Source organism: Cobetia sp. MB87 (genome assembly GCF_011319755.1).
Classification (GTDB): Bacteria; Pseudomonadota; Gammaproteobacteria; order Pseudomonadales; family Halomonadaceae; genus Cobetia.
This window is the reverse complement of record NZ_VFBC01000007.1, coordinates 1-16,661: the sequence shown is the minus strand read 5'-3', so window position 1 is coordinate 16,661 and position 16,661 is coordinate 1. Positions and strand designations below refer to the sequence as shown.

Annotated in this window: 13 protein-coding genes, 2 rRNA genes and 1 pseudogene; 6 read left to right on the top strand and 10 right to left on the bottom strand. The window is 62.7% G+C overall.

Annotation, left to right across the window (positions count from 1 at the left end; genetic code table 11):
- Positions 1-128 precede the first annotated feature (128 nt).
- Positions 129-581 (top strand): universal stress protein, encoded by a 453-nt coding sequence (locus tag CDPAHKCJ_RS06130; protein ID WP_043335309.1) that lies wholly within the window; start codon positions 129-131, stop codon positions 579-581.
- Between the two features lie 166 nt (positions 582-747).
- Here CDPAHKCJ_RS06130 and CDPAHKCJ_RS06125 read toward each other — a convergent pair whose 3' ends face one another.
- Positions 748-2,685, bottom strand: coding sequence for an ATP-binding cassette domain-containing protein (locus CDPAHKCJ_RS06125; protein ID WP_166019101.1), 1,938 nt, complete (start codon positions 2,683-2,685; stop codon positions 748-750).
- A 241-nt stretch (positions 2,686-2,926) separates the two neighbouring features.
- Between CDPAHKCJ_RS06125 and CDPAHKCJ_RS06120 the strand changes: the two genes are divergently transcribed.
- Complete coding sequence (locus CDPAHKCJ_RS06120) at positions 2,927-3,877, top strand: TatD family hydrolase (protein ID WP_166019100.1); 951 nt, start codon at positions 2,927-2,929, stop codon at positions 3,875-3,877.
- Positions 3,878-3,925: 48 nt separating this feature from the next.
- Positions 3,926-4,492 (top strand): hypothetical protein, encoded by a 567-nt coding sequence (locus CDPAHKCJ_RS06115; protein ID WP_240916687.1) that lies wholly within the window; start codon positions 3,926-3,928, stop codon positions 4,490-4,492.
- A gap of 640 nt (positions 4,493-5,132) precedes the next feature.
- Here CDPAHKCJ_RS06115 and CDPAHKCJ_RS06110 read toward each other — a convergent pair.
- From CDPAHKCJ_RS06110 to CDPAHKCJ_RS06090, 5 genes and pseudogenes are all read right to left on the bottom strand, one after another.
- Positions 5,133-6,281 (bottom strand): annotated as a pseudogene (locus tag CDPAHKCJ_RS06110) (DEAD/DEAH box helicase); the annotation flags it as partial.
- Between the two features lie 217 nt (positions 6,282-6,498).
- On the bottom strand, positions 6,499-7,035 hold the full coding sequence (locus CDPAHKCJ_RS06105; protein WP_166019098.1) for an HPP family protein: 537 nt from the start codon (positions 7,033-7,035) through the stop codon (positions 6,499-6,501).
- Positions 7,036-7,148: 113 nt separating this feature from the next.
- A complete protein-coding gene (locus CDPAHKCJ_RS06100) occupies positions 7,149-8,957 on the bottom strand; it encodes an iron ABC transporter permease (RefSeq protein WP_240916686.1) in 1,809 nt (602 codons plus the stop codon).
- 140 nt (positions 8,958-9,097) lie between these two features.
- Entirely contained in the window at positions 9,098-10,144 is a 1,047-nt protein-coding gene (locus tag CDPAHKCJ_RS06095; RefSeq protein ID WP_233593419.1) for a Fe(3+) ABC transporter substrate-binding protein, read from the bottom strand.
- Positions 10,145-10,379: 235 nt separating this feature from the next.
- Positions 10,380-10,952 (bottom strand): elongation factor P hydroxylase, encoded by a 573-nt coding sequence (locus CDPAHKCJ_RS06090; RefSeq protein WP_166019097.1) that lies wholly within the window; start codon positions 10,950-10,952, stop codon positions 10,380-10,382.
- Between the two features lie 342 nt (positions 10,953-11,294).
- Between CDPAHKCJ_RS06090 and CDPAHKCJ_RS06085 the strand changes: the two genes are divergently transcribed.
- Together CDPAHKCJ_RS06085 and CDPAHKCJ_RS06080 are read left to right on the top strand one after the other, a co-directional pair.
- The gene (locus CDPAHKCJ_RS06085; protein ID WP_166019549.1) at positions 11,295-12,770 is read left to right on the top strand and encodes an MATE family efflux transporter; all 1,476 of its coding nucleotides are present in this window, start codon (positions 11,295-11,297) and stop codon (positions 12,768-12,770) included.
- Between the two features lie 317 nt (positions 12,771-13,087).
- Complete coding sequence (locus tag CDPAHKCJ_RS06080; protein ID WP_166019096.1) at positions 13,088-13,822, top strand: hypothetical protein; 735 nt, start codon at positions 13,088-13,090, stop codon at positions 13,820-13,822.
- A gap of 35 nt (positions 13,823-13,857) precedes the next feature.
- On the opposite strand, the gene tusA is transcribed toward CDPAHKCJ_RS06080, so the two are convergent.
- Positions 13,858-14,103: a sulfurtransferase TusA gene (tusA, locus tag CDPAHKCJ_RS06075; RefSeq protein ID WP_054555155.1), complete on the bottom strand. Its 246-nt coding sequence runs from the start codon at positions 14,101-14,103 to the stop codon at positions 13,858-13,860.
- Positions 14,104-14,165: 62 nt separating this feature from the next.
- Between tusA and CDPAHKCJ_RS06070 the strand changes: the two genes are divergently transcribed.
- Positions 14,166-14,450, top strand: a complete 285-nt coding sequence (locus CDPAHKCJ_RS06070) for an antibiotic biosynthesis monooxygenase (protein WP_166019095.1) — start codon at positions 14,166-14,168, stop codon at positions 14,448-14,450.
- 121 nt (positions 14,451-14,571) lie between these two features.
- Here the strand turns inward: CDPAHKCJ_RS06070 and rlmM are convergent, their stop codons facing one another.
- The 3 genes from rlmM to CDPAHKCJ_RS06055 form a co-directional block, all read right to left on the bottom strand.
- The gene (gene rlmM / locus CDPAHKCJ_RS06065) at positions 14,572-15,645 is read right to left on the bottom strand and encodes a 23S rRNA (cytidine(2498)-2'-O)-methyltransferase RlmM (protein ID WP_131431318.1); all 1,074 of its coding nucleotides are present in this window, start codon (positions 15,643-15,645) and stop codon (positions 14,572-14,574) included.
- A 216-nt stretch (positions 15,646-15,861) separates the two neighbouring features.
- Positions 15,862-15,977: ribosomal RNA gene (rrf, locus tag CDPAHKCJ_RS06060) — 5S ribosomal RNA — on the bottom strand.
- Positions 15,978-16,114: 137 nt separating this feature from the next.
- A 23S ribosomal RNA gene (locus tag CDPAHKCJ_RS06055) occupies positions 16,115-16,661 on the bottom strand; the annotation flags it as partial.

Here is a 16,661-nt window from a genome sequence, read left to right as displayed (position 1 = left end):
CAGTGTTGCGTATCACGCACTGCCATTACGTTGATGTAAGTCATTGTGTTCAAGGGGGCGGCAAGCCTAGCATGGAAGCAGGTGCACGACGCCACTCGAATGGCCAACCTCTGCGGGAGGACCTCAGGATGAGCAACGAATACAAGCATGTACTGGTCGCTGTCGACCTGACCAAGGATTCCCATCTGGTGCTGGAGCGGGCACTGCCGATCGCCAAGCGCAACGGCGCCAAGATTTCCATCATCCATACGCTGGAACCGCTGGGCTTTGCCTATGGCGGTGACATCCCGATGGACCTGACCAGCATCCAGGACCAGCTGGATTCCCACGCCCGTGAACGGCTTGGCGAGATCGCCTCCCCTCATGATATCGCCGCAGAAGACCAGTACGTGGTGGTCGGCATGCCGGACAGCGAGATTCATCGCTTCGCGGCCGAACACGACGTGGATCTGATCGTGGTCGGCTCGCATGGTCGCCATGGCTTTGCGCTGCTGCTGGGCTCCACCTCCACGGGTGTCCTGCACGGCGCCCAGTGCGACGTGCTGGCGGTGCGCGTCGGCGCGGATGACAGCGAGGAATGATGGCGGCCGGCTAGACGACACCTCACGTCGATGACAGGTGAGGAACGACAAGAGGGCTGCCCATGGGCAGCCCTCTTGTGCGTTTGCCTGACGGTCTTTCTGCACGGCACGGCCATCAGGCATCGTCACTCATGACCATACGTGTGCATGACCGTCACTTGCGGCTTCAGCCTTCCTGCATGGCCTCAAGCTCCATCCAGCGCTCCATCGTCTCTTCCAGCACCTGCTGCTTGTGGCTGAGCTTCTCCAGCGTGTTCTTTACCGCCTTGGCATCCCCGGTGTAGAACTCCGGCGTCGCGATCTCGGCTTCCAGCGTCGCGATCTCCGCTTCCAGCTTCTCGATGGTCGCCGGAATCAGGTCCAGCTCGCGCTGGAACTTGTAAGGCAGCTTGACCTTCTTGTTGGCCTGCTGCGCCTGGGCGGCCTCACGCTTGCGGCGCTCGTCTTCTGCCTGGGCGTCACGACGGTGCTTTTCCTCGCGCTCACGCTCGACTTCCCACGGCGCCGGCGGCAGATGCCCGCCCTGACGTATCCAGTCGCTGTAGCCCCCGACATACGGCTTGACGACCCCGTCGCCCTCGAAGGCAAGGATGTTGGTGACCACGTTGTCCATGAAGGCACGGTCGTGGGAAACCAGCAGCACGGTGCCATCGAAATCGAGCAACAGCTCCTCGAGCAGCTCCAGCGTCTCGACATCCAGGTCGTTGGTCGGCTCATCGAGCACCAGCACGTTGGCCGGCATGGTGAACAGACGCGCCAGCAGCAGGCGGTTGGATTCGCCCCCTGACAGGGAGCGTACCGGCTGACGCGCGCGGTCCGGCGTGAACAGAAAGTTCTGCAGGTAGCTCATCACGTGCATGTCACGCCCGCCGACCGTGACACGGTCGCTGCCGCGCGCCACGTTGTCGTAGACGGTGGCTTCCATGTCGAGGCCCTTGCGCAGCTGATCGAAGTAGGCGATCTGCAGCTTGGTGCCTTCGATGCGCTTGCCTTCGCTGGCTTCCAGCTGACCGAGCAGAATGTGCAGCAGCGTGGTCTTGCCCGCGCCGTTGCGTCCCAGCAGGCCGACCTTGTCGCCGCGCTGGATCTCGACGCTCAAGTCACGGATGACCCACTGCTCCTGCGCCTCGTCGTAGCGATAGCTGACGTTCTCCAGCTCCACGACCCGCTTGCCGCTGCGCTCGGCGGAGTCGACGGCGATACGCGCACGGCCCTGCACTTCACGCCGCTGACCACGCTCGGCACGCATCTTCTCCAGCGCACGTACACGGCCTTCGTTACGGGTACGACGCGCCTTGACCCCCTGGCGGATCCAGGTCTCTTCCTGGGCCAGTTTCTTGTCGAACTCGGAGTTCTCCTTGGCCTCGACATCCATCTCATGCTGCTTCTGGGCCTGGTAGGCGGCGTAGTCGCCCGGGTAACGCCCGAGGCGGCCACGGTCCAGCTCCAGAATCTGGGTCGCGAGGCGCTTCAGGAAGGCCCTGTCGTGGGTGATGAACAGCACGGCACCGGAGAAGGCCGCGACCTGCTCTTCCAGCCAGGCGATGGTATCGAGATCCAGATGGTTGGTCGGCTCATCGAGCAGCAGCAGGTCCGGGTCGGACACCAGCGCACGCGCCAGTGCGACACGACGACGCCAGCCGCCGGACAGGTCTTCCATCATGGTGTCTTCCGGCAGGCCCAGGCGGGTCAGCACGGTATCGATACGCTGCTGGAACTGCCAGCCATCGACGCTTTCCAGCGCGACCTGCACGTGCTCGAGACGTTTGAGGTCCGGCTCGGGATCGCTGATCAGATGATGATATTCCGCCAGCAGCGCGCCCGCCTTTGGCAGGCCTTCAGCGACGATATCGAAGATGGTACGTCCTTCGGCGGCCGGCAGGTCCTGCGAGAGCACGCCGATCTTGAGGCCCGGCGCCTTCCACAGCTCACCGGCATCGGCCTGGAATTCGCCGGTGATCAGCTTGAGCAGGGTCGACTTGCCGGTGCCGTTGCGGCCGACGAGCGCCAGACGCTCACCGCGTTCAACGACAAGGTCCGCCCCGTTGAGCAAGACGTGATGGCCATAGGCCAGCTGAAGATTTTCCAGTCGTAACAATGCCATGTGGTGCAGCAACTCGTGACGGGTCCACGGCCGGGAAGGCCACGGAGGAAGTGGGAGTCAGGCGGACAGGCCGCCGCCAGCGACGCGCGCCGGAGAATGTCGCCATTCTACCCGAGGCGCAGCGTGCAGGCGATGGAAGACGCCGCAAGGGCTGAAAGACGCCGGCGCCTTGGGTAGAATGGCCGACCGCTTGAAATCACGTCACGTGTCTTCTCCCTCCCCGCGATCCCAAGGGTGTCCGATGTCCGCGCTTCCTCCGCATGCCGATCCTGCCTCCCTGCCCTACTATGATAGCGAGCGACTGTCCGACGAGACGCTTGCCGTCTTGTGTGACGACCTTGAACTCGGCGAGGCCGATATCGCGGCCGCGCTGACGCTGCTGGCACCGGAGCTGCGTTTCGCAAGCCCCTCTGCGCTGGTCGACATCGGCGTCAACCTGACGCATGAGAGCTACGCGCGCGACATCGAGGGTACCTTGCTGCGAGCACGCGCGGCGGGCGTCAGCCAGCAGATCCTGACCGGCACCAGCCTGGATGGCTCGCGTGAGGCCCAGGCACTGGCGGCACGCTATCGTGGCCTTTCTGCCACCGCCGGCGTGCATCCCCATGATGCCAGCCAGTGGAACGACGGCGTCGAACGCGGCATCCGGGAATTACTGACGCAGCCAGAGGTGGTCGCGGTGGGGGAATGTGGCCTCGACTTCAATCGCAACTTCTCGACACCCGCCGAACAGGCCCGAGCGTTCGAAGCGCAGCTGACGCTGGCCGCCGAGACAGGCCTGCCGCTGTTTCTGCATGAACGTGACGCCGGTCGCCAGATGCTCGAGATGCTCAAGCACTGGCGCGACGATATCAGTCACGCCGTCGTGCACTGTTTCACCGGTGAGCGCGAGACGCTCTACGGCTATCTGGATCTCGACCTGCATATCGGCCTGACCGGCTGGTTGTGTGATGAGCGCCGAGGCGAACACCTGCGCAGCCTGTGCCGCGAGATTCCCCTCGAACGCCTGATGCTGGAAACCGATTGCCCCTATCTGGTACCGCGCAATCTGCCCGCCAAGCTCAAGGGGCGGCGTCATGAACCCTCTCTGCTGGTGTGGATCATGGCGGAGGTCGCGGCGCTGCGTGGTATCGACATGGAAGAACTCGCACAGGCCACCACCGCCACTGCCACACGCTTCTTCCGCCTGTAATCGGCATCAACGACTTTCCCTGCACGCTTCCCTGCTCTGGACATCACCATGCACGAATATGAACCCGAAACAGGGGACTTCCCCGCCTTCATCGCCGTCGAGACCGGCGAGGACTCCAGTCTGCCGCTGGCCATCGCCTGGGCGCTGCCCGATGGCCAGATGAAGCATGTGCTGATCCAGCCGGATGACGAATGGCTGGACGGCGAGATGCTGGAGCTGGGCGACTACAGCCTGGATGACCTGCGCAGCTTCGGCGTCAGCCCCCTGGATGTGCTCAAGGAGCTGGAGCAGGACTACTACCAGACCACGCTCTATACCACCGGCGTCATGGATGACGAGCAGGCACTGGCCCGTCTATTCGACGCCTACAACATGGACCCCTTCGTCGAGTTCGCGCCGGCGGAAGGCCTCTACCCTGAGCTTGCCCCGGGTGACTGGGCGCGCGAGCGCAACAACATGCTGTTCGAACAGGGGCTGCAGCCGTTCCGCCCGGACAATGAGGTGCTGGTGATGCTGGCCATCCACACGCGACTGCGCGGTGATGGCGTGCGTGGCGAGCAAGACATCCAGGGCACTGGCCCGGATTACGAGATCGACTGGGAAGAAGACGTCTGATCAGACGTTTCCGCTCCTGACACACAAACGCCCCGACAACCGCAAGGTTGTCGGGGCGTTTGTGTTCAAGCCTTGGCCTCTACGGCGCGGCTCAGCCGTTGGAGCGGCCACCACCGTTGCCACCGCTGGAGCGGTTGCGACCACCACGTGAGCGGCGACGCGGACGCTCATCATTGGTCGGCGCATTCGGCGCACGGTTGCCGTTCACCTCCGGCTGCGGCGCGACGCGATTGCCATCGACTTCACGCTGCACCGGTGCACGATTGCCGCGGTTGTCATCATCGACACGCGCGGTCTGCTGCGGCTGACCGCCAGTGCGCTGGCCGCCATTGCCACGGCCTTCAGCGGCAGGCTTGCCGCCAGTACGCTGGCCACCCGAGCGCTGGCCGTCAGAGCGCTGACCGCCCGATCGCGGGCCGCCCGATCGCGGTCCGCCATTGCCACGGCCTTCACCGGCAGGCTTGCTGCCAGTGCGCTGGCCACCCGAGCGCTGGCCGTCAGAGCGCTGACCGCCCGAACGCTGGCCGCCATTGCCACGACCTTCGCCAGCAGGCTTGCTGCCAGAGCGCTGGCCGCCAGAACGCTGGCCGCCACGCGGCTGACGCGGTTCACGTTCCGGCTCGACATCGACTTCCGGCACGAAACCTTCCACTTCGACACGCTTGAGCTTGCCCTTGAGCAGACGCTCGATGCCACCGAGCTCCTTGCGCTCATCGCTGGAGACCAGCGAAATGGCACGCCCGCTGGCGCCGGCACGGCCGGTGCGCCCGATACGGTGCACGTAGTCTTCCGGCACGTTGGGCAGTTCGTAGTTCACGACCTGCGGCAGCTGCTCGATATCCAGGCCACGTGCCGCGATGTCCGTCGCGACCAGCACTCGCACTTCGCCGTTCTTGAAGCCGGCCAACGCCTTGGTACGCGCATTCTGGCTCTTGTTGCCGTGAATCGCCGCGGCACTGATGCCGGACTTCTCGAGCTTGGTCGCCAGACGGTTGGCACCGTGCTTGGTACGGGTGAAGACCAGCACCTGGTGCCAGTTTTCCTTGATGATCAGGTGCTTGAGCAGCGAAGGCTTGTGGCTCTTCTCCACGGTGTGGATATGCTGCTCGACCTTCTCGGCCGTGGTGTTGCGCGGGCTGGCTTCCACCGCCACCGGGTCATTCAGCAGCTTGTTGGCCATGCCACGAATCTCGTCAGAGAAGGTCGCGGAGAACAGCAGCGTCTGACGCTTGGTCGGCAGCAGCTTGAGCAGACGGCGGATGTCGTGGATGAAGCCCATGTCCAGCATGCGGTCCGCTTCATCCAGCACCAGCGTCTCGAGCTCGGAGAAGTCGATGGCCTTCTGGGAGTGCAGGTCCAGCAGGCGCCCCGGTGTGGCGGTCAGGATCTCGACGCCAGAGGACAGGCGGCTGATCTGCGGGTTGATCTTCACGCCACCGAATACCACGGCATTGCGCAGCTTCAGGTGACGGGAATAGGCGGTAACGTTCTCATCGATCTGCGCGGCCAGCTCACGCGTAGGCGTGACGATCAGGGCCTTGATCTTGCGGGCACCTGCGGGAGCGCTCTGTGAGAGGCGCTCGACCAGCGGCAGGGCAAAACCGGCGGTCTTGCCGGTACCGGTGCGCGCGGCAGCCATCACATCACGGCCTTCCAGCACGGCAGGAATTGCACCTGCCTGGACGGGAGATGGCGTGGAATAGCCCATCTCGGCGATCGCTTTCAGGACAGGAGCGGACAGCCCCAGGGAGGCAAACGCCGGGACGGAATTGGCAGTAGTCTCAGTCATCAATATCTCTTCGGCTGACCGGCCACGTGCTGGTCGATCATTAAGGAATGGCGCCTGGCCGGGCACGTGCCGGGAGAGGGAGCGAGGCGTATCAGGCGCAGAAAAAGAAAGAGTCGGTCAGAGGGACCTCATCCGGCTGCTGCCAGTCGCTCGCGTCAGGCGATGGCCCAGTCTACCATCTTCCGCCGTCGCCTGCAGAAGCGCGCATTTGATGAGCTCAATGCCAGTGCAGCGGATAGCGGCGATGACGTGCCAGATTGTTGATCAATACCGCCAGCACCAGCATCGCCGCACAGCCAAGCCCCACCGGCAACAGAGCGTACCAGTAGCCCAGCTCGTGCAGCGGCTGACCGCCGATCACCGCGATCAAGGCCGTGGCGCCGCCCGGCGGGTGCAGAGTGTGCGTCAACTGCATGACCAGCAGTGCCACCGAGACCGCCATGGCCGCCGCCAGCCAGCCATCGCCCAACCAGTGATAGCAGGCGACACCGACCAGCGCCGACAGCATGTTGCCGCCCAGCACATTGCGCGGCTGGGCCAGCGGACTGTGCGGCGCGCCGTAGAGCAGCACCGAGGTCGCGCCGAAGGACCCCACCAGCAACAGCGAGCTGACCGCCAGGTAGTGCGAGGACAGCCAGCCGATCAGCGCCATGCCCAGAAAGGCCCCGAGCCATGACCACAGGGCATCGGCAACATGTGGCCTGCCCCGCTTCAGGGGGCCACCACGCATCTTGGCTACGTAAGGCTTGAGCATCGTGCGAACCATCTCCGGCATTGTCCTGTCAGTGTCGAGCGCTGCACCCTAGGCGATCTCCACACGAGGAACAACTGCCATATGGCAATAAGCTGATACCGATGCTGTCGCCGTCATGACTCGCTGCGCGAGGCCACGATGGTGCGCGAGATCACGATCACCGGCAGGATGCCGACCACCACGATCACCAGAGCCGGCAGCGCCGCCTGCTCGAGCATTTCATCCGAGGCGTACTGATAGACGTGGGTGGCGAGCGTGTCGAAGTTGAAGGGTCGCAGCAGCAAGGTGGCCGGCAACTCCTTCATGGCATCCACGAAGACCACCAGCGCCGCGGTCAGCAAGCCGGGACGGATCAAGGGCAGGTGCACCCGGCGCAGTGTGGAGAATGTGTTCTCCCCCAGCGAGCGCGCCGCCATGTCCATCGAGGGCGTGACCTTGTCGAGACTTGATTCGATGGAGCCCGCGGCGATGGCGAGGAAGCGCACCACATAGGCGATGATGATCGCGCCCATCGTCCCTGTCAGCAGAAGCCCGCTTGAAAATCCGAAGTTGGCGCGCAGGAAGCTGTCCAGCGCATTGTCGAAACCCGACAGCGGCACCAGCACGCCCAGCCCCAGCACGGCTCCCGGCATGGCATAACCCAGGCTCGAGAGCTTGAGCGCCTGCTGTACGCTGGCGGTGCGATCCAGCCGCTTGGCGTAGGCCAGCAGCACCCCGATGATCAGTGTCAGCACGGCAGCACTCACCGACAGCATCAGGCTGTTGAGCGCATAACCGGCGAAGTCCGGTGTCCACGACTCCTCGAAGTAGCGAATGGCATGCCGCGTCAGCAGCCCCACCGGCAACAGGAAGCCGAACAGCAGCGGCAGCAGGCAGGCCAGCGTCGCCAGTCCGGCGCGCCAGCCATGCAGGGTCGGACGACGATAGCGACGATAGCGATCGCCCTTGCCGAACTGGCGCTGCCGGCGCCGGGCATGTCGTTCCAGCCAGATCAGCGTGACCACGAAGATCATCAGACACAGCGCTATCTGCGCCGCCCCGCGCAGGCTGCCCATGTTGAGCCACACATTGAAGATACCGGCCGTCAGCGAGCGCACCGCGAAGTAATCGACGGTACCGAAGTCATTGAGCGCCTCCATCATCGCCAGCGCCAGACCGACGGCGATCGCCGGACGTGCACTCGGCAACGCCACGCGCCAGAAGCTCTGCCAGCCATTGCAGCCCAGAGTGCGGCTGGCATCACGCAGTGACGGTGATTGATCGAGAAACGCCGAGCGCGCCAGCATGAAGACATAGGGAAACAGCACCAGCGACAGCATCAGGATGGCGCCGCCCAGACTGCGTATCTCGGGGAAGTAGTAATCCTGCGGCGAGTCCCAGCCGAACAGCGCACGCAGTGCGCCCTGGAAAGGCCCGGCATACTCGAAGACATCGGTGTAGATGTAGGCGATGACGTTGGCAGGAATCGCGAACGGCAGCAGCAACGACCACTCGAAGGTGCGCCGCAGCGGGAACTGATACATGGTGGTCAGCCATGCCGAGACCACGCCCATGCTGCCGCTGAGCACCGCCACGCCGGCCACCAGCGCCAGGCTCGTCATGACGTAGTCAGGCAGCACGGTGGAGACGAGGTGCGGCCAGATGCCGTCGCCGGCCTGATCACTGCCATCATCGCCGAACAACGCCAGCCAGATGACGGCCAGCACTGGCATTACCACCAGTGCGGCGACCCCCCAGGCCGTCGCGAACCACCCCATGTGCGTGCCCAGGCGCCGCTGACGGCGTCTTATGGCCGCGTCTTCGGCAGCTGACGTGCTGCCAGCTGCGCGCTCCAGAGCGAGCTCCGTCGCGCTGGTTGCCACGCAGGCTTCCTCTTCAAGGCTCGCACCTCGTTTTGCCAACAGCCGCTTGCCTTGCGTCATCTGCTCTTCCTCACTGACCTGCCAACTGCAATTGCGTCTATTTTACATTGTTCACTCATACGAAGAGGGGCTGCCGCATCGCGACAGCCCCTCTCGTTCATGACATCCCATCCGATGGCTTACGCCAGCGGCGAGTGCCGTTACTGGTTGAAACCGACTTCATTGACCATCTGAGCAGCACGCTTGCGGTATTTGGCGACCTCGGTCAGTGAGAGGTCATCCTGCTTGAACTCGCCCCAGGACGTCAGCAGCTCCGAGCTTTCGGCAGCAGGGTTGGCCGGATACTCGAAATTGACCTCGGCATACATGTGCTGAGCGGTCTTCTCGGTCAAGAAGCGCATCAGCTTGAGCGCATTCTCTTCGTGCGGCGCGTACTTGGTCATCGCCATGCCGGAGATGTTCATGTGCGTGCCGACACCGTTCTGGTCCGGGAATTCGATACGTGCCTTCTCGGCCCACGGACGCTGCTCGTCGTTGTCGAGCATCTTGCCGTAGTAGTAGCTGTTGCCGATGGCCACGTCACAGACGTTGTCACGAATCGCCTTGATCTGATCGCGGTCTCCGCCCTGCGGCTTGCGCGCCAGGTTGTCCTTGAAGCCTTCCAGCCATTCGCGGGTCGCTTCCTCGCCGTTGTGGGCGATACGCGAGGCTATCAATGCCACGTTGTAGGGGTGATCTCCGGCACGTGAACAGACACGGCCCTTGAGGCTCGGATCCGCCAGGTCGTCATAGCTTGCGACCTGGCCGGCCTCGAGACGCTCGACACTGGTGTAGAGCACGCGGGCACGGGTGGTGATACCGAACCACTGGTTGTCAGGGCCGTGATACTGCTCAGGCAGGTTGGCTTCGATGACGTCGTCATTGACGCTCTTGACCAGCCCTTCGTCGACCAGCTCCTGCAGGCGACCGATATCCACCGTCAGCAGGACGTCAGCAGGCGTGTTGCGACCTTCACGCTTGAGGCGCTCGGCCAGACCCTGCTTGGCGAATACCACGTTGACCTTGACGCCGGTCTCCTCGGTGAACTCCTTGAGGAACGGCTCGATCAGATAGGCCTGACGATAGGAATAGACGTTCACCTCTTCCTGGGCTTGCGCCGGCATGGCCGTGACAGCCGTCACGCCGACCAGCGCACTCAACAACAGCTTGCGAGCGGAGGATGCAGAAATCATGGATACAGCAGTCATCGAATACCCCTGTTCAAGATGTTCTGTCCTGACGAGAGCTGCCATGAGCAGACCTGCAGGCCAGTAAAAGCGGAACCATTGTGTCAATGCGAATCATTCTAATCACAAAGCCCTGACACCTGCAACGTGAGTGCAACGCTGATTTGCAGATAATGCAATCCCGCTTCGGGAGGCGAGTTCCGAGAGGCAAGCCCGGCGAACCACGACACTACCACCTGGCATGGGCAGAAAGGCATCACGCCAGTCGGCCGTCTTCTCCCACCGCAGGCAACAGGGACCGGGCATGGGCGATGGCCTGCTCAAGCGACATCCCTTGCTGCCAGACACCGGCGAGTGCATGGCGGAAGGCAGCGGCACGTGCGGGCAGGCCGCGCTGCTCGACATCGGCGGCGCGCTGCATCACACGTTGCGCGAAGGCGTCTCGATCCACCTCCAACTCAAGATTGTCGACGCTGACATGAAACGGCTTGCCCACCGCCCGGTGGAAAAGCAGCTCCAGAGCTTGCGGCGCGACCTCGACACTCTCGAAGGCGCGCTGCTGCTGGGCGTCGCGGCCATCCGGTGCATACCAGTAGCCGTAATCTTCCTCGAGCCGCCGTCTGGCTCCCGCGATACACCAATGGCTGATCTCATGCAGCGCGCTGGAAAAGAAGCCACGTGCCAGATAGATACGGTGATAGCCAAGCTCTGATTCATGGACATGCCTGCCTTCCCCTTGCATGCCGGCCGGAAGATACAGCGGCTCTTCAGGATCACAGCGCAGCACGGTGTTGAAGGTGTTGCCGAACAGGCCGTCGAACAATGCCATCAAGGTGGCGAGATCATGCGCACGACGGGGGCTCCCGCAGGCGGGATCAGAGGAATGGACGGCAGGAAGGGACTCATGGGACGACACGGCAATTCTCGGCAAGCGCTGGCAATGTGGGGGTATTCGATGGCGGCAGGAAAACCTGCTCTGCCGGATGGCTCATTGTACGTGGCAAGCGTATAGCGCGTCATTTCAGCTGACAGTGTCACTCACAGCCGTGATAATTCATCAGCTTGCGTTCATGAAACCTGCTTATCTGCTAGGATGGCGCGCCAAGCAAGAATGATTCTCGATTACTAGCAGGAGCCTGCCGTGCCCCCCGCCGATTCACCCACTCCCTCCATGCCTCAGACGCCCCCCGGTTCTCCGCCTCCGCCACTGATTCCCCGCGTCAGAGCGGAAACCTCACGCCTGCTGACCCTGGCGCTGCCGATCTGTGGCGCGCAGTTGGCTCAGGCAGGCATGAGTGCCGTGGACGTGTTGATGACGGGGCGCTCCTCGGCCACGGACCTGGCAGCCGTGTCAGTAGGCTCCAGCCTGTGGGTGCCCCTACTGCTGCTGATGGCGGGCACCCTGATGGGTCTGACGCCTGTGGTCGCGCAATTGATGGGGGGCAAACGCAGCGATGAGGTGCGTGGCAACGTGCATCAATCGTTATGGATCTCGCTGGTGCTCGGCAGCCTGTCCGGACTTGGGCTCTGGTATCTGGCCGCGCCGATCTTCACGCTGATGGAGGTGCCTGAGGCTGTGGCCGAGCAGGCGACCCTCTACCTGATGGCCATCGCCTGGGGCATGCCGGGCGCAGCCTTCTATCAGGTCCTGCGCGCCTACTCGGACGGCATGAACCACACTCGCCCGGCACTGATCATCAGCCTGATCGGCCTGATATCGAACATCCCGCTCAATTACGTGCTGATCTACGGTTCTGCGGGCGTGGATGACTTGCTGGGGATCACCCTGCCGGGGCTATTGGGCGACATTCCGGCCATGGGCGCCGCCGGCTGTGGTATCGCCACTGGCCTTGCGATGTGGATCATGTGCCTGAGCATGTTCGCCTATACACGTTACAGCAGCGCGTATCGCGCCGTGGCGCTGTGGTGCCAGCCCAGCGCCCCCCATTTCAAGCAGATGGGCGAACTGCTCAAGGTCGGCCTGCCGATCGGGATCGCGATCTTCTTCGAGGTCACGCTGTTCACGGTCATTGCCCTGTTCGTGGCCAGCTTCGGCGAGATCAAGGTTGCGGCCCACCAGGTCGCGCTCAACTTCACCTCGCTGCTGTTCATGCTGCCGCTGTCGATGGCGATGGCCCTGACCGTGCGCGTCGGTCACACCATCGGCCGTGGTGACATGCGCGAAGCACGTTTCGTGGCCTGGAATGGTGTGGCCTTCTCGCTGGTGGTGGCGCTGGTGAATGACATCGTGATCTGGGTACTGGCCGAGCCGGCTGTAGCGCTCTACACCAGCAACCTCAAGGTCCAGGCCCTGGCCATGTCGCTGATCACCCTGGCGATGCTCTATCAGGTCTCGGACTCCCTGCAGGTCGCGATGGCAGGCGCACTGCGCGGCTTCAAGGACACGCGCATCATCATGCTGATCACCATGTTCGCCTACTGGGTGGTCGGGCTGGGAGGCGGACACCTGCTGGGCGTCGGCAGTGAGGCCTTCCCGATCTCGCCCTGGCCCATCGAGCAGATGGGTGTCTATGGTTACTGGATCGGCATGGTGGCCGGCCTGACCGTGGCGGCGCTGCTGCTCGGCTGGCGCCTCTGGATCATCGCGCGCCGTGGCGTGCGTGATGAGGCATTGGCGAGCCAGTGATGCCTGGCGGATAGCGCCTGCATCTCAGCCTGCACCTCAGCATGAGTCTCGGCCGGAATGCTGGACTGACAGCTGCCTGAAACGCCTGGATGAGCAAGCCCCGCGACGCCCGACAGGGTGACGCGGGGCTTTTGCGTTTAAACACGAAAAAGCCGATGGACGGTCATTTCGTCCAAGGAGGGGTTACCGTCAGGGCTCTGGCTGTGCTAATGGTTATTCAAGGCAGTGCTCTCACGCTGACGACACACATGGCAGAAGCGAGAGAACGCACCAGCACACGCCGAGGACGATCGACAAGCTGCTGAGGAGGGTTCGTCATGGGCGTACCAGTATCTTCCCCCCGCTCCGCCAAGGTCATCGACCTGAGTGTCATGCGTGACAGGATGCGTGCACGACGTCGTATTCTCCGGCTGGCGCCGGAACACGACGGGTTGGAAATGCTCTATCAGCTCGACAGCGATCTGGACAGCTATTACAGCATTCCGGTACTGGCCTGGGGGCTGCGCGAGGATGGTGAAGTCGTCGGCATGGTGCCGTGGATGGAGGGGCTGATGCCCTGCCACGAGCTGGAAGACCCCCAGCAGGGGCATTTCGTCGGCTATCGCGACCCGGAAACCGACGAAGTCTTCATGCTGGCACCTGACCACAAGGTGTTCGAGCTCGAACATGCCGCGGCCTATTACGACTATGAAGTCTCGGACAAGACGACGCTGTTGCAGCAACTGCCGGACACGCTGGGTACCCATGCGCTGTGCATGACCAACGGCGAGACACAGTGGCAGCTCAAGCAGGTCTTCGGCTGGCGCCTCTACAGCGATGGCAACATCGAGGCCTTGCTGGTCGATGAGGCTCGCGTCACCCAGACACCGGTGCTGGCAGGCGACGACTGCCTATACCCGGGGCGCAGCCGGCATGACGTGGTCTATTTCTTCCAGCGCGCCATCGCCAATCAGATTCGCGAGCAGGACCCGGCGACGCTGGAAGCTCTCGCGCTGATGATGACCGGCGAGAGCGACCAGGTCTGCGTCGAAGTCCATGACCGCGAAGCCTGAGAGCAAGCCATGGCCAGCGACTCGGCGGATGGGACTCAACTGATGCGGATGTAATACAGGAACTGTTCCGGCGTCTCGTGGCTCAGTTCCAGGGTGTGACCGAGAAAGGCGCAGAACTTGGGCACATCACGGGTGGTGGCAGGGTCGGTCGCCACTACCCGCAACAGGTCACCCGAGGCAAGCTCACGCACCTTGTTGTGCAGCATCATGATGGGTTCCGGGCAATACAGGCCACTGGTTTCCAGTTCGGCATCGGCCTCGGGCAATGTGATATCGGTCATCGAAGACTCCTGACAATCCTGCCGCCCTGGCTGGCGGCACGTACAAAAAAGGGGAGACAGGCATGATCAAGGTTCTGATCGAACGGCATATCATGCCGGGACTGGAACAGGATTACGAACAGGCCTCGCGTGAAGTCGTACGCGAGGCCACGCATGTCCCGGGCTTCATCTCGGGCGAGAATCTGATGGAAACCGGCCGCGCAGGCCACCGCATCCTGATCACTTCATGGCGCGATACGCGAGCGTGGAAGGAATGGTCAGTCAGCCCGGCCCGAGATCGCATGATGGCGCGCCTGGCGCCCATGCTATCCCAACCGGAGCGGATAATCCTGCTGGAGCATACCTGAGCGCGCCTCACCGGCGAGCGAAGGCATCAGACGCCCCATAAAAGACCCCCACGGCCTGAACAGGCCGTGGGGGTCTTTTATGGGCAAGTCGCCTGTGCGTGTCGATTGAGCCAACAGCCAATCAGTGCGTGATGCGCACGTGCACAGTGACCTCTTCACGGTCGTGATACAGATGGCGACAGCGAATCTCGGCACCGACGTTGGAGCGTTCGAGACTGGCAGCCAGATAGTCGAGGCAACGAGAGACTTCCTTCCAGCGCTGCTTCATCGGCAGCTTGAGATTGAAGACGGCCTCGTTGCACCAGCGCTTCTTCAGCCAGCGCTCGACCATCTCGGTCACACGGATCGGCTTGTCGACGATATCGCAGACCAGCCAATCCAGGCGCAGCGGTGGCTCCCAGGTGAAACCGTCTTCCTTGAGATGCTCGACCTGTCCTGTCGCCATCAAGTCCTTGTTCATCGGACCATTGTCGATCGCGAACACGAACATGCCCTTCTCGACCAGCTGGAAGGTCCAGCCACCCGGAGCGGCACCGAGGTCCGCTGCCTGCATGCCGGTGGCAATGCGACGCTCCCACTGATCGCGCGGTACGAATTCGTGCCACGCTTCCTCCAGCTTGAGTGTGGAGCGGCTGGGTGCACGGCTCGGCGAACGCAGGTGACGAATGCCATTGGCATACTCGCTGCGGTTGCCCGGGAAGCTCATGCCCAGCTGGACTTCATCGCCATCCGTCCAGAAGACATGCAACGCCCGACCACCGGCCTTGCGGCGCAGGGCACCCCGCTTCTTGAGCGCAGATTCCAGCGGGCGACCAACGGCCTTGCCCAGCCCCGACAGCGCCTTGCCATCATTGGTATCCGGCATCTCGTGGCGGATCTCCTCGAAGCTCCAGCCGGCATCGACCACCTGCTGCAGAATCGGCGAGACGCGATTCTCCCGCGACATGCCGACCAGCGGCTCCAGCGCCACCAAGGTCTGACGAGCGAAGACCAACGCCTGTAGCGGCATGTCACGATGCAGGGCGTTGGCAGGCTCATCACCCGTCACCACATAACGCACGAAGCCACTGTCGCGTGCCGCAATCGGATAACCCGGCGTGCCGATATACGCCGCTTTCTCGCTGACTTCTGCGGCCAGGTCGGCCTCGAAGCCAGGGCGGCAATACAGCAACAGTTCTTGAGGTTGCATCATCATCTCCAATACAGAAGGCTGGGGAGTCTAGCCTCTCGCCGCTGCCTTCTACAAGCGTGCATGTACGTGATGGGGGCTGTGACAACGCTCAGGCTGTCGTCATGGGCGCAGCAGGCGCCTCACGAAGCGCGTACGCCTCTTGCTTTGCTGTGCGCAACTTTTCTCACCACAAAGAGAACCGCCCCTGCAGCAAGGCTACAGGGGCGGTTCAGTATAAGTGCCTGACGATGACCTACTCTCACATGGAGAAACTCCACACTACCATCGGCGCTAAGCGGTTTCACTTCCGAGTTCGGCATGGGATCGGGTGGTTCACGCTCGCTATGGTCGTCAGGCGAAGCGGTGGCACCTTGCGGTGCCTGAGTCTCGAGGCTTGTGGCCTCGCGACTCGCAATATGAATCATGCTGACCGATATGTCTCGATCCTGTCGCAATCCCGGCGGTTTGCTTGGGCAAACCCCTTGGGTGTTATATGGTCAAGCCTCACGGGCAATTAGTACTGGTTAGCTCAACACATTGCTGTGCTTCCACACCCAGCCTATCAACCTTGTAGTCTTCAAGGGCCCTTCAGGAGGCGCAAGGCCTCAGGGAAGTCTCATCTTGAAGGGGGCTTCCCGCTTAGATGCTTTCAGCGGTTATCCCGTCCGAACGTAGCTACCGGGCAATGCCATTGGCATGACAACCCGAACACCAGAGGTTCGTCCACTCCGGTCCTCTCGTACTAGGAGCAGCTCTTCTCAAACTTCCGACGCCCACGGCAGATAGGGACCGAACTGTCTCACGACGTTCTAAACCCAGCTCGCGTACCACTTTAAATGGCGAACAGCCATACCCTTGGGACCGACTTCAGCCCCAGGATGTGATGAGCCGACATCGAGGTGCCAAACACCGCCGTCGATGTGAACTCTTGGGCGGTATCAGCCTGTTATCCCCGGAGTACCTTTTATCCGTTGAGCGATGGCCCTTCCATACAGAACCACCGGATCACTAGAACCTACTTTCGTACCTGCTCGACGTGT

What these genes read in the sequence shown, in the direction of transcription:
- CDPAHKCJ_RS06130 (WP_043335309.1), top strand. Translation starts at nt 129, where the DNA reads ATGAGCAACGAATACAAGCATGTACTGGTCGCTGTCGACCTGACCAAG.
- CDPAHKCJ_RS06125 (WP_166019101.1), bottom strand. Translation starts at nt 2,685, where the DNA reads ATGGCATTGTTACGACTGGAAAATCTTCAGCTGGCCTATGGCCATCAC.
- CDPAHKCJ_RS06120 (WP_166019100.1), top strand. Translation starts at nt 2,927, where the DNA reads ATGTCCGCGCTTCCTCCGCATGCCGATCCTGCCTCCCTGCCCTACTAT.
- CDPAHKCJ_RS06115 (WP_240916687.1), top strand. Translation starts at nt 3,926, where the DNA reads ATGCACGAATATGAACCCGAAACAGGGGACTTCCCCGCCTTCATCGCC.
- CDPAHKCJ_RS06105 (WP_166019098.1), bottom strand. Translation starts at nt 7,035, where the DNA reads ATGCTCAAGCCTTACGTAGCCAAGATGCGTGGTGGCCCCCTGAAGCGG.
- CDPAHKCJ_RS06100 (WP_240916686.1), bottom strand. Translation starts at nt 8,957, where the DNA reads ATGACGCAAGGCAAGCGGCTGTTGGCAAAACGAGGTGCGAGCCTTGAA.
- CDPAHKCJ_RS06095 (WP_233593419.1), bottom strand. Translation starts at nt 10,144, where the DNA reads ATGACTGCTGTATCCATGATTTCTGCATCCTCCGCTCGCAAGCTGTTG.
- CDPAHKCJ_RS06090 (WP_166019097.1), bottom strand. Translation starts at nt 10,952, where the DNA reads ATGGCATTGTTCGACGGCCTGTTCGGCAACACCTTCAACACCGTGCTG.
- CDPAHKCJ_RS06085 (WP_166019549.1), top strand. Translation starts at nt 11,295, where the DNA reads ATGCCTCAGACGCCCCCCGGTTCTCCGCCTCCGCCACTGATTCCCCGC.
- CDPAHKCJ_RS06080 (WP_166019096.1), top strand. Translation starts at nt 13,088, where the DNA reads ATGGGCGTACCAGTATCTTCCCCCCGCTCCGCCAAGGTCATCGACCTG.
- tusA (WP_054555155.1), bottom strand. Translation starts at nt 14,103, where the DNA reads ATGACCGATATCACATTGCCCGAGGCCGATGCCGAACTGGAAACCAGT.
- CDPAHKCJ_RS06070 (WP_166019095.1), top strand. Translation starts at nt 14,166, where the DNA reads ATGATCAAGGTTCTGATCGAACGGCATATCATGCCGGGACTGGAACAG.
- rlmM (WP_131431318.1), bottom strand. Translation starts at nt 15,645, where the DNA reads ATGATGATGCAACCTCAAGAACTGTTGCTGTATTGCCGCCCTGGCTTC.